The sequence below is a fragment of the Microcoleus sp. N9_A2 genome (assembly GCF_036701775.1).
GTDB lineage: Bacteria > Cyanobacteriota > Cyanobacteriia > Cyanobacteriales > Microcoleaceae > Microcoleus.
Genome location: NZ_JAUBRH010000014.1, coordinates 64,240 through 80,479, shown reverse-complemented (window position 1 = coordinate 80,479; position 16,240 = coordinate 64,240). Strand labels below are relative to the sequence as shown.

Genomic DNA, 16,240 nt, shown 5'->3' with positions numbered 1-16,240 from the left:
TAGTAAATTGGTGAAATTCCTTTAAAACCGATTATGACAGTCGAGGGTGCCGCAAGCGATTAATATAACTTAAACTCTGATTTTGGGTTTCCATAAAGTTATAGACGATCGGGCTTTCCGACTCCTAGCTAGCTGCTAAAAAATCCTCAAACCCTTAAAAATTGCGTTTAAATGCCTAAGTTTTATTTATCTTAAATTTTGTGAAATGAGGGCTGAGGGTATGACGGGGAAAACTCCTGGGTTCCTAGATGAGTGCTAATTTTATTTTACTGTCGATCCTCGCACTTTCTAATTTATAACTCAGGCAAAAACCAGGTATTTCCCTCCTTGCCAGCGATCGCCAATTGTTCGCAAAGACTAATTTACAGTAACATTTGCCTAAGTTCTGTAATTAATCTAGCCGTTGTCAATCTAAAACCCCAGATCCATTTTAGCAGATTCGGCCTCTGCAAATACTTGTTCATCGGGCATTTCTTGCCAGTCAATATCCCCAATTTCTCTGTAGAATTGCTCGTCGTAAGGACGAGTTTGCACGACTACGGGCATCGGTACGGCGTGGCCCAAAACTAATGCTTGCTGTTTCGAGTCGAGTTTTGCCAAAACAGAACGCAAACTCTGCCCTCCAGAAACGCCGGTAAAAATAGCATCGATGTCTTTATCGTCGTTTAGTAAGGCTGTAATCCGCGTTCCGACTTGCGACATGACTTCGGCGTCGATGCCGGAGGGACGCTGGTCTACAATCAGCAGAGTTACGAAGTATTTTCGCATTTCTCTGGCGATCGTACCGAAAATAGTCGATCGCACGATCGCCGGATCGAGAAAACGGTGAGCTTCCTCAATGGTAATCACTAACGGTTGCGGCTTGTCGCACGGATTTTTGCTCATCAAAAACTTCTCAGCTTTCCGCACGTAAGATGCGTGAATGCGGCGAGTAATCACATTTGCCGCTAACATATACGACAGCAAATCCGAGTGCGAACCGAACTCAATTACTACATTTTTGCCACCATCTAAACACTGCAAAACTTCAGTTACATAATTTTTTGGACAGCGTTTGCGAATATATTTCAAATCATTCAACCGCTCTAATTTGCGCTGCAAAGCCATAATCGAAGACTTATTTCCCCGCTTTTCTTCACAAAACATTTGAATATCTTCGTTGGTCATTTCCAGCAACTTGTTAATCCAACCCTTGCCCAACTCATTGCGTAAAATAATCGCATTTTCGATACTAGCTTCCGACAAATTTAACTCCCGCTGCACCAGCGAGATATCTTCCACTTCAATTTCCTCGAAACTCAAAAACAACTCTTGAGCATCGCGGACTCCCCGGCGTTTTGTCGATTCTGGATCGAGAGTATAAATCTGAATTTTATCGGGAAACAACTGCCGCAAACCTTTAACAGTGCTAAATTGTTTTCCTTCGGAAACCGCTTCCCACCCGTACTCAGAGTGCATATCAAAAATTAGATTAACAGCAGCTTGTTTACGAATAATTCCCGATAAAAGCAAGCGCGTCAGAAAAGATTTTCCGGTTCCAGACTTGCCAAAAACTCCGTTGCTGCGTTCCACAAATCGATCTAAATCCAAGCACACAGCAACGTCCATGTCAATCGGTTTGCCGATCGCAAAATTGCAACGGTACGGGTCATCTTCCCAGCCAAAAACCGCCCTAAAATCGGTTTCTTTGGCATCAAACACCTGGGAAAAGTGACTGGGAATCGTTTTAACCGGCAGCAGTTCCATATCGGCGCCACTTTGCGCCTCAAAAGAGCCCAAATTTCCTAACGCCACCTTTTTCTCAGGGACTCCGTTACCTGTTGGATTGAAGATTGCTTGAGATTTTTCTTTTTCCGCAGTCAGCATCAACATGGGCGCAAGCTCGATCGTACCGTAGGTGCTGCTACCGGCGAGGACTGCGATTAGAAAATCGTCGTTGGGGTTGGGAGGGTTGGATAAAATGCGTCCGCTGGATGTTCCGAGAGACACGTCGGTGAGCATACAGAAAAAGTGCGATCGCACCCCCCGCACTACTAGAAATTTCCCCACCCTCATATCTTCCACCGAAACATCTGCGTGCAGTCGCACTTCTAATCCCTTGCTCAGAGAACCTTGAATAACAGAGCCTAACGGTTTGTCATTAGTCATTTGTCAGTTGATTAGTTGTCAGTTGATTAGTTGTCAGTTGATTAGTTGTCAGTTGATTAGTTGTCAGTTGTCAGTTGTTATTCGTTTATTAGTTATTCGTTTATTAGTTATTCGGTAATTATTAGCAACTGCCAACTAGCAACTAATCAACTGCCAACTGCCAACTAGCAACTGTCAACTGTCAACTGCCAACTGTCAACTGTCAACTGTCAACTGTCAACTGTCAATTACCATTCCGATTCTAGTGGCAATTCAAAAAAACTCGGACTCATATCTATATCGGCCAAATCGGTTTCGCTCAAATAAGCATCGGTCAAAAATACCCCTTTAAAACTTGCGCCTTTGAGGTTAGTACCTTTCAGGTTAGCACCTCTGAGATTGACTCGGAATAAATTAGCATCGCTCAAGTCTGCCTCAGTTAAATCTGCTCCCTCCAAATTTACTCTCATCAAATCTGCTTTTCGGAGGTCAGCTTCGGTTAACTTAGCGCCGCTGAGGTCAGCTTTTGTCAAGTCTACACCTCTCAAGTCTGCCCCGCTCAAGTTAGCGAACAGCAAAGTAGCTCCAGTGAAATCTGTCCCCCTCAAATCGGCATCCCTTAAATTAGCGCCGCTGAGGTCAGCCCTTGTTAAGTCTACACCCCGGAGGTCAGCAGAACTCAAGTTTACTTGGTGTAAAATTGCGCCGCTTAAATCTGCTCCTCTCAAATCTGTTTGCTCCAAGTTTGCACCTTTGAGGTAAGCTTTTTTTAAGCTAGCTCTGCTGAGGTCTACATTTTTGAGATTAACCGAACTTAAGTTAGAACCGCTCAAATTAGCTCCGCTTAAATCTGACCCGTTTAAGTCGGCTCCGGTTAAGTTTACCCCTTGCAGCGATACATTGGGAGCAATTAAATAAGCTCCGCCCAGAGCGGGATCAATGCCTTCGGAAAACAATGTTTTGTTGCTATAAACTGCTTTCTCTAAAATCGTGCCGCTCAAACTAGCTTCCCTCAAGTCCGCTGCGCTGAGGTTGGCTCCTGCTAAGTTTGCCCGATCGAGTTTTGCGCCAAATAAAATAGCTTTGTATAAGTTTGTCCGCCGCAAATCGGCTCCTTTTAAATCGGCTTCGGTCAAATCTACCATAGCCAGATTTAAGCCAGGGAGCGAAGCATTGGGAGCTAGCAAAAATGCTCCCATTGCACCAGGGTCAATATCGTCAGGAAAAATAGTCCGGTTGTTGTAGACGGCCTTGTCTAAAATCACGCCGCTCAACTGAGAACCGCGTAAATCCGCCCCGCTGAGGTTGGCTCTGGTTAAGTTGGCTTCCTGGAGATTTGCTCCCACTAAATTAGCCTTGATCAAACTTGCTTGTTTGAGATTGGCTTGACTGAGTTCTGCTCCTACGAGAGTAGCTTCTCGGAGGACAGCACCGGTCAAATCGGCTCTAGTGAGATTGGCTAAATTGAGAAATGATTCAGCTAAATCCGCACCGCACAGATTGGCGCCGGTGAGGTCGGCTTCAATCAGGTCTGCATACCTAAGCATAGCGCCGCTGAGGTTGGTTTCTCGGAGGTCTGTTCCCCTGAGGTTGGCTCCCCGGAGTTCCGCACCCCCGAGGTTGGTGCCTTTAAGCGCTTGTCCCCTGAGGTCGAGCCGGTGCAGAAAGTCACCAACGTTCATGTCCATGTCAAATTTGCTCTATTTAATGCTCAACCTAGCTTGGCATTCCGATGGCTTAATCGGGAAGATGGCAAAAACTGTAGATTTTTTGAGGTTCGAGCCTCGCGCACTCTCCCACCACTTGTTCGAGGGGGAATGTCTCGCGATCGAGCTGGACTTGCAGGGTTTTGAGCGGATCGGCACCGGAGGAAACCATGAATTCTAATTTTTGCAAATCCGACCAGGTGGCTATTTCGCCGAGAATTTGACCGATCGCCTTGACGTAAGGATGGTTTGGATCTTTGTACCAATCGGGGGCTGCGAGTCCAGCTTGGTCGAAGCCGAGGTGAACGATGAGCGAGCTTTCTCCGAACAGGGCTATTCCCACCGGCCGTGCTTCTTCTTGCAGCAGTAAATCGCGACTTGCTACCAAATGCCGCAGTTTCTCAAGGTGTTCGTACCGATTTTGAATGGCAGAATCTTCCTCTTTTCCTTCTGTTTTCTGGCTTCTACCTTCTTCCTTCGTTTCGTTCCACTGAATCGCCACTGTTACTAAATAAGTTTGCAGTAGCATATGACCGAGTTTTTCGGCTTTTGTTGCCAGATAGATCGAGTTGTAATCTGTGGCTTCAATCAGTAATGGGACGCGATCGGCTACTTCAATGCCGTAACCTTTCAACCCGGCAATTTTGCGCGGGTTGTTGGTAATTAACCGAATTTTTTGAACTCCCAAATCGTTGAGCATTTGTGCTCCGACGCCGTAGTTCCGCAAGTCGGCGGGAAATCCCAACCGTTCGTTGGCTTCTACGGTATCGTATCCCAAATCTTGCAGGGAGTAAGCTTTTAGTTTATTTACCAATCCAATCCCCCGACCTTCTTGGCGCAAGTAAACTATGACGCCAGAACCGACATTTTCGATCATTTTTAGTGCCGCTTGCAGTTGCATCCGGCAGTCGCAGCGCAGGGAACCCAAAGCATCGCCGGTCAGGCATTCGGAATGCACCCGCACCATCACGGGTTTGTCTTTAAATTCTGCCGGGTTGCCCTTGACAATAGCAACGTGTTCTGAATTGTCTTGGGTGTCGCGGTAGGCGTAAATCATAAACTCGCCGAATTGAGTGGGCAATTTGGCGACGGTTTCGCGGCGGACGAATCGATCGTGCTTGAGTCGGTAGCTAATTAAGTCAGCAATACTGATTATTTTAAGGTTGTGGGTTTTGGCGTAGTCGATTAATTCGGGCAACCTCGCCATCGAACCGTCGGGGTTTTGAATTTCGCAGATGACGCCGCTGGGATACAGGCCGGCGAGTCTGGCGAGGTCAACCGAGGCCTCGGTGTGGCCGGCGCGTTTGAGGACGCCACCGTCGATCGCCCGCAGCGGGAAAATGTGACCGGGACGGCGCAAGTCTTGAGGTTTGGTGTCCGGGTGGATTGCTACTTGGATGGTGCGCGCCCGGTCTTCGGCGGAGATACCGGTACTGACGCCGTTAACTGCATCGATGCTGACGGTGAAGGCTGTTTGGTTGTTGTCGGTGTTTTTGCTGACCATCAGGGGCAGTTCCAGGCGATCGAGCCTTTCGCCACTCAATGCTAGACAAATCAAACCCCGCGCGTTCACGGCCATAAAATTGATGTTGTCGGGGGTAGCGAATTGGGCGGCACAAATCACGTCGCCTTCGTTTTCGCGATTTTCGTCATCGACTACTACCACCATGTGACCTGCTTTGAGGTCTGCGAGGGCGCTGTCAATTGAGTCAAATTGAAAGGATTGAGTTGAGGTGTTGTTATTTGGCACTGAGAAGTTCAAGCTATAAACTGTATTGTTATGGAAATAGAATCTATTTTTGATTGTAACCTTTTGTTTCCGGCAGGGGCCTTCCCCAGTCCAGATGAGTTTGACAATATTTCTTAACTCATTTACTATAATTATTGCATTTTGTCAACAAAATATCTCCCAAATATTTCATGAGCTTGACTGATATCGCGAATATTTTAGGTAAACCGTACTTCCAAGCTCCTAATTGCGTAATTTATAACATGGATTGTTTGGAAGCATTGAAGCTGCTACCGGATCAATTTGTAGATTTAACCGTTACCAGCCCGCCTTATAACATCGGCAAAGAATACGAAAAATCCTTGGTGTTAGATGAGTATTTAAACTGGTGCGAGCAGTGGATAGCCGAGGTTTACCGGGTAACGCTGGATCGAGGAGCGTTTTGGCTGAATTTAGGTTATTTGTCAATTCGCGATCGGGCAAAAGCAATTCCGATTTCCTACCTGCTTTGGGACAAAGTTCCTTTTTATCTGATTCAAGAAGTTGTCTGGAATTACGGCGCGGGAGTTGCGGGCAGCAAGTTCTTTTCACCCCGCAATGAAAAGTTTCTCTGGTATGTAAAAAATCAAGATAAGTATACATTTAATTTGGATGAAGTGCGCGACCCCAATGTGAAATATCCGAATCAGAAAAAGAACGGCAAGATTAAAGTAAACTTAAAAGGCAAAAATCCGACGGATGTTTGGCAGTTCCCAAAAGTTACGTCGGGGAAAAACCGAGCTTCAAAAGAACGCACTGCTCACCCCGCTCAATTTCCTGTTGCTGTTGTCGATCGCATCATCAAGTCTGCATCGAATTTAAACGACATTGTTTTAGATCCATTTATGGGTTCCGGTACTACAGCAATTGTGGCCCTGGGTTTGCAGCGTCAAGTTATTGGATTTGAAATTAGGGCTGATTACTGTGAGATTGTTGCTAGTAGAATAGATAATTTTTTGAGGGACAAGGAACTCACAGAAGCGCAGTTATCTTTATTCTAAAGTTGGTAATTGCAGCAACTTATAACGTTCAACAGCAGGACTTAATTTCGCTTGTTGCCCGGTTGCAGCGGCTTGACCTTGCCAATCTTCTCGGTCTAACCATCCAAATCTGACTAAATTAATCTGCGGTACTTGTGAGCCTTGAACGTTTTTGTTAAATTTCTGGAAATTAATAACAAGATAATAGCCCGATTTATTCTTCTTTCCTTCTATACCAGTAGTGCTTAGTTGAGTATAACTGCGATTTCCATATGTATTACGATTACTTGAAGAAGTTTTAATCTCGATCGAGAAGCAATCATCTAGAAGACAGACCAGATCTTTTTCAGTAGCATTTTCTTCGCGACGCCAAACTTCTGGGTATCGCCTAGTCAATTCTAATGGGATGAGTTCGTGCAAAAAGTATCCCATAATTTGGGGGCGGGGAAATAAATCTACACCTATTTTATAGTTTTTGCTGGTTAGATTAGATTCAAATATTTCTCGCCAGACTTGAATTACTACTTCATATATTTCGTTGGGGCTAAGTGGATGTATCTCTATCAGTTCCCGCGTTTTTACTGCCCAATCTTCTGTGGCAAGCCCCGCATAAGGTGAAGTCATTTACTCTATCCCCTCCAACAATTTGCTTAGCGGTACTTCCAAAGCTTTAGCTAGACGCACAATATTTAGAAGAGCGACATTTCTCTCGCCACGTTCTATACCGCCAATGTAATTTCGATGCAGTTCTGCTAGTTCAGCTAACTCCTCTTGACTTAGCCCCTTAGCTTTTCTCAATTTCCGAACTTGTTCGCCAAATATTTTAAGCTTTATATTTTTTATCACTAGAAAAATCTAAAGCTTGTAACGGCTTTAAATCTACACACTATGAGTGTTAATTTCAAAAAAGTTTCAATCAACTTGGCAGATCCGGCACTGTCCAGCCATTTTTATGGACGATCGCACTGCCCAGAAAGTAGCGCTATTGTTAGAAAAGGGATTTGTGTCAGCGAGACTCCCGGAGATTTTTATGAATATTACTTTGAGTCCTGAGCAAGTGAAATTGATCGAAGCGCAATTAGCACGCGCGGCAGTTTACCTCGCCGGAAGAGGTGATTACAAAAGCCCTCCAGACTTTGACTCAAACACACCAGCATTATTGGGAGTGGGTGGAGGAGGTGCGATCGGGCGTGGAGGAAGCGGAGGCGGAACTATCGCGGGGAGAGGGAATTCCCTTAGAGACTGCGATCGAGCAATTGCAAGAAAAGTTTCGCAAGGCACGAGAGGTTCAGGGATGAGCCGATGCTTTGTCTCTCCAACAGCAAGCCGAGACTTAGTTCCAGTTTCGCCCTAAAAAAAAGCCCTCAACTTTGTGAGGGCTTTGCGATGCCAAGACGGAGACTTGAACTCCGGACACGTGGATTTTCAGTCCACTGCTCTACCAACTGAGCTATCTCGGCTTGTTTTTTTACGCTTAACCACCTTAACAGACACATAGGCAATTTAGCAAGCACTTTTCTAAAATAATTTTTAGAGCGCCCGGAACCGCCCGCCTGTAATGTAAAAGCTGCACGCCTAAAATCCAAAAATCGCAATGACACAGCAACATCGGGACAGCGAGGGCAAGAGTCTGCTTGTCTTAGGCATAATTTGGCTGCTGGGGGCAATTAGCGATCGCCTCTGGTTTGCCTTCGATCGATCTGTACCCGCGTGGGATCAGGCAGAATACCTCACGAGCACGCTGAATTACTGGCAGGCGCTGCAGCATCCTCAGTGGTTTTCCGGGGATTGGTGGACAAACTTCTGGCTGCTTTCGACAAAAATTCCACCCTTGACGTACATCTTAACGGTGCCGTTTTTGAATGTTTTCGGTGCTGGGGGCGATCGGGCAACCCTCGTTCATTTACTATTTAGTGCAATTCTCCTCGCCTCAGTCTACAGTCTGGGCGTCCAATTATTTAACCGGCAAGTCGGTTTGTGGGCCGCTGCAATTTGCGTTTTGTTACCCGGACTTTATCGGTTCCGCTTGCAATTTTTACTTGATTTTCCCTTAACTGCTGCTATTACTTTTTGTTTCTATTGTCTGACAATGTGGAAGCAAGAAGGTTCGGCAGCGGATTTTGTAACGGATGTAACGGATAGACTGAAGTTGGAAGAAGGAACTAAAAAGAAGCATAAATTCTCTCCCTCCTCTCCCCCTCTCCCCCTTTCCCCCTCTCCCCCTCTCCCAATCTCCCAATCTCCCAATCTCCCCCTCTCCCCCTCATCTTTCTTTTGGGCTATCGCCTTTGGAATTTCTCTCGGCTTATCAATATTAGTTAAACACACTACAGTCTTATTTCTGTTTACCCCGATTGTGTGGTTGGCTGTGGGTGCTGTGCGGCAAAAAGCTTGGGGAAGATTAGGTCAATTAGCTGGTGCTTTGTTGGTGTCGCTGGCAGTGTTTGGACCCTGGGCGAAAACTAATTGGCTGTTAATTTTGACCGGGGGAAAACGGGCCACGCTGGATTCTGCGATCGCCGAAGGAGATCCGGCCCTCAATACGATCGACGCTTGGATTTACTACTGTCAGCACTTACCCGAACAGGTTTCTTGGCCTCTGTTACTTATTCCCTTAGTAGGATTGATACTTTATTGGCGTCGTCGGCAAGATAGTTCGTCAATCTTTTATCTCAACTCCTGTCGGTGGCTGGCTGTTTTCTGGGTAGGAGCTTATTTAATTAATTCTCTAAATATCAACAAAGACGACCGATATGTGATACCTTATTTGCCAATTTTATCTATTTTCTTAGCCTACTGTTTAACGCTGTGGCCTTCTCGGTGGGGACGACAAATTCGCTGGGGTACAATTGGCTTGGCCATTCTGGCGATGCTGTTCCATATCTTGCCGCTGGGAGGTGCTTTTGGACATAGCTTAGTTCAAATTATCAGTCCCGGCAATTCTAACTATCCTTACTTGGGTAAAGAGTGGCCGCACCGTGAGGTAATTGCAGAAATTATTGATAGGGAACCTTATTTGCAATCTACTTTAGGCGTGTTGCCTTCGACACCGGAAATTAACCAGCATAATTTGAATTTTTACGGTGCTTTGGCGAATTTTCAGGTTTACGGGCGGCAGGTGGGAACAAATTTAAAAGAAGTGCCGCAAGATGTGCGATCACTTTCTTGGTTTGTAACCAAAACTGGCCCGCAAGGTTCGATTCGCGAACGGATTAAACAAGCTCAAAATGCAGCGGTGGCTGCAGTTGAAAAAGGGGATAAATTTGAGTTAGATAAAACTTGGATTTTGCCAGATTATACTAACTTAAATCTTTATCGGAAGCGAGTGCAGCCTGTCGAAATACAGCCGTTGAATGAAGCGCGATCGCAAGTACAATTAGATCGAGTTACTGTCGCTGCAAAAGCAGTTCCCGGAGTCGCGCTGCCGGTTACTTATACTTGGTCTGGGCCTTGGCAGCAGTTGCAGTCTGGTTTAGTGTTGGTAACGTGGCAAAATCAGCAGTCTGGCAATATTCCACCGGGACAGACTTTCAGGATTTTACACGATCGCGCGATCGGCCAGGCGACTTTGCATTCGGGGATGCTGGAAGCGGATAAATTTGCTGTGGGGTTTCGAGTTGTCGATCGCACAGCGATGCTTCCTCCTGCTAATATTGCACCGGGAAATTACAATCTGCAAGCTACTTATCTAAATCGAAAAACTGGCGAAACTTATCCGATTAATGTGCCGACAGTTAGTGTTAAGATAGACGCAGAGCCTGGGAAAGAGAATAAAGCGCCTGGAAACGAGGATAATACAGATAAGCCTGAGTTAGATTTGGTGACTCAATTGCGGGCGATGGCGGTTAATTTACCCAAAGGATTGCCCGGTTTAGAACCAGTGTTCGAGCAGATTGGGCGCATTAATCAGTACGATCCAACTCAGGATTATACAGTGCAAGCGGAACAAGCGTTAGAATATCGGCTGAAGCAAGAACCAAATAATCTAGAATTGGCTTATGCTTTGGCATTTTCTCGGGTATTGCAGCAAAATGTCAAAAGTGCGATCGCCGCCTTAGAAAAAGTTACCCAACTCGACTCAAAAAACCCTTACGCTTACGCCTATCTCGCTTTTGTACACCTGTACGGCTGGCATCCCAAAGCCGCTCAAACTGCCTTAAAACCTGCTCTCGCTCTCAACTCCAACCTACCGGAAATTAGAGTTTTAAACGGTGTAGCGGCTCTGATGCAAGGTAATCTAATTCAAGCATGGCAAGATTTGCAATTCTTAAAAAAGTTGAAAGTTTAACAATCCTTTTTATTGTGGCACGGGCGTCCCGCCTGTGCTTCTAAATCTGTAACGCCTGTGCTTATAAATGTGTAAAAAACCGAAAATCAATGAACCAACTCAGAATTGTCTCTCTAATTCCCAGTGCCACCGAAATTGTAGCAGTTTTAGGATTAACCGATGCAATTGTGGGCCGTTCCCACGAATGCGACTATCCCCCAGAAATCCAAAATTTACCTGTTTGCACTCAGCCTAAATTCAATCCCGAAGGAACTAGCAGCGAAATTCACAACCGCGTGACAGAATTGTTGCAAAATGCGCTGAGTGTGTATAAAGTAGAAATAGAGACTTTGGAAAAATTGCAGCCGACTCACATTATTACTCAAGCTCAATGTGAAGTCTGTGCTTGTTCTCTAGCAGAGGTTGAACAAGCAGTAAGCACGCTGGTAAATAGCAAGCCGGAAATTATTTCTTTGCAGCCGAATCTGCTAGCAGAAATCTGGACGGATATTGAGCGAGTTGCTGATGCTTTGGGCGTAAATGGCAAAAGTGCGATCGCACTTTTGCAATCCCGCATCGAGGCTATTACCTCGAAAACACAAGCATCATCTATTTTTACCACAAAACAGAGACTTCCCAAAGTAGCCTGCATCGAATGGATTGAACCTTTGATGGCTGCCGGTAACTGGATTCCCGAATTAGTGGCAATGGCGGGAGGCAATTCGCTGTTTGGAATTGTCGGGGAACATTCCCCTTGGTTAAAATGGGAATCGCTAGTAGAAGCTAATCCCGATGTAATTATTTTCATGCCTTGCGGCTTTGATTTAAGCCGCACTCGCAGCGAAGCAATGCAGATCACTAAATACGCAGAATGGCTTAATTTGCAAGCAGTAAAAACAGGAAATGTTTACATAACTGACGGCAATTCTTACTTTAATCGGCCGGGGCCGAGATTGGTTGATTCGTTAGAAATTTTAGCAGAAATTCTCCATCCCCAAGTCTTCGATTTTGGCTATCGCGGTAAGGGTTGGCAGTCATTTTTTTCAGTTGACAGTTGACAGTTGACAGTTGACAGTTGACAGTTGACAGTTGACAGTTGATAGCTACCTCTACCTGGAAAGAAGAGAATTGGAGTAATGAATAGTCTTCTTTTAATTTCTCCCGATCAGGGTTCCGGCTTTAAACCAATTCTTTGTGGTAACTACCTGCAGCTAGCTAAAGCTTGATCTAGATTAATTCTGAATTGCCTGCCATACAAATAAGGACACAACATTGTTGTGTCCTTACTTCGCATTCATTTGACCAAATCTGATGTCATTTGATGCAAAAACGGCTATTTTTACATCCCATCAGGCGGCATCAAAACCTTGTCAATTACGTGAATCACGCCGTTGCTAGCTTTGATATCAGCTTTCACAACATTAGCGCCGCTGACAGTAACTTTGCCTGCGCTAACTGCCACCTTCAGCGAGGTACCTTCAACACTTTTAACATCGCCGGATTTCAGGCTAGTAGATAAAACCGAACCAGGAACAACGTGGTAAGTTAAAATCTTAGTAAGTTGGGCTTTGTTTTCCGGTTTGAGCAAATTCTCCACAGTTCCTTTTGGCAAAGCAGCAAATGCCGCGTCAGTCGGAGCAAAAACAGTGAAAGGGCCTTTTCCTTGTAAAGTTGTAACCAAACCTGCAGCTCCCAAAGCCTTCGTCAATGTCTTGAATTGAGCATCGCCAGATGCAATAGCGACAATATCATTAGCGGCGCCAGTTGTGGTAGGTGAAGCCATTGGTTTTGGTGAAGCCATTGGTGCTGGTGAAGCAGCGGTTTTCACATTTCCTGCAACTTGTTGAGTTGGAGTTGCATTCTTCACATTGGTGTTGGAGTTGATGTGAGCCCAAGCCGGGAAACCAATCAACGCGCTAGCGCCGATTACTCCTGCGAAACCTGTGAGTTGTTTCATCCAGCTAGGTACATTTTGATTTTTCATTACGCTTGCATTTCCTTATGAGATAAAACAGTGAACATGAATTGTTATGTTAGCCAAATCTCGACAAAAGGCAAGGTTGCCAAAGGCTTAGCTAGAGAGAAGATTCTCTGGTATTCCCGATCGACCAAAACTTCCTTACTATAACGCAAGCTGAGAAATCGGGCATCAACCGCTAAACCTGTAACTCAAAACCTCAATCACCGAACCAGTTTGGGGCAAGTCAGCAGATTTAATCGAAATCGTGTCATTATTCAATCGGCGCACCGGCGTACCATCCATCAGCGCCAAGAATTCATCTAGCGGCACCAAATCGCACGCAGCAGCATCGGCGGCTTGGGTTTTGTAATGCGTGGGAATCACCATCTTTGGTTTGAGAATTTGCAAAGTTTGCTTTGCTTCCGCCGGAGTGTAAGATTTCGGCCCTCCGCCCACGGGAATCAGCACGATATCCGGCCGCCCAATCAGGATTTGTTCTTCAATGCCGATCGGGCCAGCAACTCCACCCAAGTGTAAAATCTTAATACCGGCTTGCTGCCAGAGCCAAGCCACATTGATCCCAAATCGCCTTCCACCCTCCCGGTCTTTTTCCGTGCGAATCCCTTGAATCCTCAGCCCGTTCGATCGATAAGCCCCAGGCTCGTACAAAAGGCCGGGATTGCCCGAAAATCCGTCCACCGCCCCTTCATCGAGCAATCTGCTGCTAATCAGAATCAAATCAGTGGGTACTTTGGGAGAGCGATAGCCTGCCGTACAGCCCAGGGGGCGAAAAGGATTCACCAGCACCCTCGCACCGCCTCCGGCGAACAAGAAGCAAGTGTGGCCCAACCACTGAATCGACAAAGCATCAGCAGTTTGAGCTTGATAGCTTTCCCATCCAGATGGTAAACCAGTTGCTAAAGCTGCTAGCAAACCCGTCTGTGCGTAACGTATTAATTGTCGCCGTTTCATCTTGTGGTTGGGGTTGTCGGGTGTTGGTCGTTTGTTGTTATACCACAAAACACAGTCAGTCGATTTTAGATTTTAGATTTTAGATTTTAGATTTACTCCACAGATGAATCTGGGATATTGAACTTTGGTCTAAAATTTGGGCTTCACCGCGACGATTTTCGGAGGCTTGTATCCTTTTGTGGGCGGTTCAGATGCGAAAATGTGCACCCTAGTCTTACCGTAAGGTTCGCTCTTATAGCACCCGACAAATTCAGAGAAATTCAACTAAGTAAATCCACTTAATTAAACGTAAAATACGGCTCGCTAAAAAGCTGGCTGTGTATGTTTTATTCCTTCTTCCTTCTACCTTCTTCCTTCTACCTTCTACCTTCTTCCTTCTTCCTTCTTCCTTCTTTTCACCCTGAGCGAAGCCGAAGAGCCTTCTTCCTTCTTCCTTCTACCTTCTTCCTTCTACCTTCTTCCTTCTTCCTTCTTCCTTCAACTTAAAGCCGTTCTAAGAAATTTCGCAATAATTGCTTTCCCGAAGTTGTCAAAATACTTTCCGGGTGAAACTGTACACCTTCAATGTGCGGATATTCGCGGTGCCGCACGCCCATAATAGTTCCGTCTTCAACCCAAGCCGTAATTTCCAAAACTTCTGGACAACTCTGCTTTTCAATTACCAAACTGTGATAGCGAGTTGCAATCATCGGGGATTCGACGCCCTGAAAAACTCCGACTCCTGTGTGTTCTACCTGAGAAGTTTTGCCGTGCATCAACACGGGTGCAGAAACAATTTTGCCCCCGAATACTTGACCGATACTTTGATGTCCGAGGCACACGCCTAAAATTGGTAAAGTCGGGCCCAATTCTTTGATTAATTCCAGAGAAATTCCCGCATCTTCCGGCCGCCCCGGGCCTGGAGAAATCACTACGGCTGCTGGCTGTAATTGTCGAATTTCTGCTAAGGAAATTTGGTCGTTGCGATAGACTTGAACTTCGCTGGCTACGGGCAACTCGGCACCTAGTTCTCCTAGATACTGTACCAAATTGTATGTAAAACTGTCGTAGTTATCGATGACTATAATCACGGGTTAAGTTAGATTTTAGGTTTTAGATTTTAGATCTTAGATTGACTCGCTGCCTGAAAACAAGGGTTTCAAGATTTTAGATAGATGCCGAAGATAAAAATAGCTGCAATATAGACGAATAAAACTCAAAATCTCAAATTGGTCATCTAAAACCTAAAATTTTATGGGCCCAATAAGTTACTGACGGGCGATCGCAATTTGAACGACTGCCCACAAAGGAGGAAGCAGAAGTGCTGTACCAACGATGATCGCAGCCATTGCCGATACCAGAACCGCTCCGGCACCGCAGTCTTTGGCAATTTTGGCTAGTTCGTGGTAAGATTGCCCGACTGTCAAGTCTACCACGGATTCGATCGCCGTATTCAACAGTTCCATGGCTAAAACTATGCCAATGGTGACGCCGATCACAGATATTTCTACCGGTTGTAGTTGCAAAAATAGTCCGAGTCCGATCGCCAAAGTGCCAATAACTGTGTGAATCCGAAAATTGCGCTGAGTTTCAAAAGCATAACTCAGCCCCCCCCAAGCGTATCTAAAACTCGTAGCTAAGCTAGATGCGATTTTCCAGGACAGCTCTCGGTTGTATTTCAAGGCTTTTTTAGGCTCGTGGACTGTCTGGCTAGAAGAGTCTTGAGGCATGGGCAGAAACTGTGCGACTTGTGATGAAATTGAGGGTCTATCTAGTGTCATAAAGAACCAACTTTAATTTACAGAGATGAATGAAAGCTAAACTTTTCAAATTAACTTCATCAAGTCTAGGTAACTTTTCTCAGTTTTTACTAAAGTTCTGGTTTAATTTCAGAAAGTTATGTTGGGCTTGACATGATTTGTTAAATAACCATCAACTTCAGTTATGCTGTTTGGATCGTAAGACCGATCGCCCGTAGCAGTGTTTCTTGTCTGTCTAGCATTTGAGTCAGACTCTCCTCATCCGGGTGATCCCAGCCCAAAAGGTGTAGAAAACCGTGGGCTGCGAGCCAAGCTAATTCGGTTTTCAGCGGATGTCCTTGCTGCTGGGCTTGTCGCTGAGCCGTATCGATCGAGATTACGATATCACCCAAGTATAAGGGTTCAGAGGACTGCATTTCCTCTAGTTGAGGACAGTCTACCTCTAAAGCTGCGAAAGCTAGTACATCCGTCGGTCGATCGAGCTGGCGGTACTGGAGGTTTAGGGCTTGCATCTCCGGATCGGCGGTTAAACGCAGACTGACTTCGTAGCCAGGGGCGGATGGCACATCCGCCTCTTGGTTTTCCAGCCAAACGCTAAACCAATTTTCCCAAGTTTCGGTTGAAATTTCCCCGCTGGCTGCACTTTCAGGGAGGTTGGAACCGTCGGCAGACGATCGGGCTAGCCCATAACAGTCTTCGACGTTGACCTCAATTAGCATTT

14 protein-coding genes and 1 tRNA gene are annotated in these 16,240 nt (G+C 45.7%); 4 read left to right on the top strand and 11 right to left on the bottom strand.

The genetic code is table 11. The features are described from left to right. Positions 1–411: 411 nt before the first annotated feature. The 3 genes from QUA44_RS11370 to ribBA all read right to left on the bottom strand — a co-directional run bounded on the left by QUA44_RS11370 (position 412) and on the right by ribBA (position 5,583). Positions 412–2,148 carry an ATP-binding protein gene (locus tag QUA44_RS11370; protein WP_333250427.1) on the bottom strand — a complete coding sequence of 579 codons (1,737 nt, stop codon included), beginning with the start codon at positions 2,146–2,148 and terminating at the stop codon, positions 412–414. Positions 2,149–2,375: 227 nt separating this feature from the next. Beyond that, positions 2,376–3,815, bottom strand: a complete 1,440-nt coding sequence (locus QUA44_RS11365) for a pentapeptide repeat-containing protein (RefSeq protein WP_333250426.1) — start codon at positions 3,813–3,815, stop codon at positions 2,376–2,378. A gap of 49 nt (positions 3,816–3,864) precedes the next feature. After that, positions 3,865–5,583 carry a bifunctional 3,4-dihydroxy-2-butanone-4-phosphate synthase/GTP cyclohydrolase II gene (ribBA, locus tag QUA44_RS11360; protein ID WP_333250424.1) on the bottom strand — a complete coding sequence of 573 codons (1,719 nt, stop codon included), beginning with the start codon at positions 5,581–5,583 and terminating at the stop codon, positions 3,865–3,867. Between the two features lie 170 nt (positions 5,584–5,753). Between ribBA and QUA44_RS11355 the strand changes: the two genes are divergently transcribed. After that, positions 5,754–6,602 carry a site-specific DNA-methyltransferase gene (locus QUA44_RS11355; RefSeq protein ID WP_333250422.1) on the top strand — a complete coding sequence of 283 codons (849 nt, stop codon included), beginning with the start codon at positions 5,754–5,756 and terminating at the stop codon, positions 6,600–6,602. On the opposite strand, the gene QUA44_RS11350 is transcribed toward QUA44_RS11355, so the two are convergent. Both QUA44_RS11350 and QUA44_RS11345 read right to left on the bottom strand, forming a co-directional pair. Further along, complete coding sequence (locus QUA44_RS11350; RefSeq protein ID WP_333250420.1) at positions 6,594–7,205, bottom strand: ScaI family restriction endonuclease; 612 nt, start codon at positions 7,203–7,205, stop codon at positions 6,594–6,596. The genes QUA44_RS11355 and QUA44_RS11350 overlap by 9 nt on opposite strands. Further along, positions 7,206–7,427 carry a helix-turn-helix transcriptional regulator gene (locus tag QUA44_RS11345; RefSeq protein WP_333250418.1) on the bottom strand — a complete coding sequence of 74 codons (222 nt, stop codon included), beginning with the start codon at positions 7,425–7,427 and terminating at the stop codon, positions 7,206–7,208. Positions 7,428–7,693: 266 nt separating this feature from the next. Between QUA44_RS11345 and QUA44_RS11340 the strand changes: the two genes are divergently transcribed. Beyond that, complete coding sequence (locus tag QUA44_RS11340; protein ID WP_333309684.1) at positions 7,694–7,879, top strand: hypothetical protein; 186 nt, start codon at positions 7,694–7,696, stop codon at positions 7,877–7,879. Positions 7,880–7,968: 89 nt separating this feature from the next. Here the strand turns inward: QUA44_RS11340 and QUA44_RS11335 are convergent. Then, positions 7,969–8,041: transfer RNA gene (locus QUA44_RS11335), tRNA-Phe, on the bottom strand. A gap of 134 nt (positions 8,042–8,175) precedes the next feature. Between QUA44_RS11335 and QUA44_RS11330 the strand changes: the two genes are divergently transcribed. Both QUA44_RS11330 and QUA44_RS11325 read left to right on the top strand, forming a co-directional pair. Beyond that, on the top strand, positions 8,176–10,869 hold the full coding sequence (locus tag QUA44_RS11330) for a glycosyltransferase family 39 protein (protein ID WP_333250414.1): 2,694 nt from the start codon (positions 8,176–8,178) through the stop codon (positions 10,867–10,869). Positions 10,870–10,958: 89 nt separating this feature from the next. After that, positions 10,959–11,906: a cobalamin-binding protein gene (locus tag QUA44_RS11325; RefSeq protein WP_333250412.1), complete on the top strand. Its 948-nt coding sequence runs from the start codon at positions 10,959–10,961 to the stop codon at positions 11,904–11,906. A gap of 281 nt (positions 11,907–12,187) precedes the next feature. Here the strand turns inward: QUA44_RS11325 and QUA44_RS11320 are convergent, their stop codons facing one another. From QUA44_RS11320 to ybeY, 5 genes are all read right to left on the bottom strand, one after another. Further along, entirely contained in the window at positions 12,188–12,832 is a 645-nt protein-coding gene (locus QUA44_RS11320) for a fasciclin domain-containing protein (RefSeq protein WP_333250410.1), read from the bottom strand. Between the two features lie 165 nt (positions 12,833–12,997). Further along, the gene (locus QUA44_RS11315; protein WP_333250409.1) at positions 12,998–13,780 is read right to left on the bottom strand and encodes an MBL fold metallo-hydrolase; all 783 of its coding nucleotides are present in this window, start codon (positions 13,778–13,780) and stop codon (positions 12,998–13,000) included. 482 nt (positions 13,781–14,262) lie between these two features. Beyond that, positions 14,263–14,850 (bottom strand): aminodeoxychorismate/anthranilate synthase component II, encoded by a 588-nt coding sequence (locus tag QUA44_RS11310; RefSeq protein WP_333250407.1) that lies wholly within the window; start codon positions 14,848–14,850, stop codon positions 14,263–14,265. Positions 14,851–15,027: 177 nt separating this feature from the next. Next, positions 15,028–15,540 (bottom strand): diacylglycerol kinase family protein, encoded by a 513-nt coding sequence (locus QUA44_RS11305; protein ID WP_333250405.1) that lies wholly within the window; start codon positions 15,538–15,540, stop codon positions 15,028–15,030. Between the two features lie 161 nt (positions 15,541–15,701). After that, positions 15,702–16,238 carry an rRNA maturation RNase YbeY gene (gene ybeY, locus QUA44_RS11300; RefSeq protein ID WP_333250517.1) on the bottom strand — a complete coding sequence of 179 codons (537 nt, stop codon included), beginning with the start codon at positions 16,236–16,238 and terminating at the stop codon, positions 15,702–15,704. Positions 16,239–16,240: the final 2 nt, after the last annotated feature.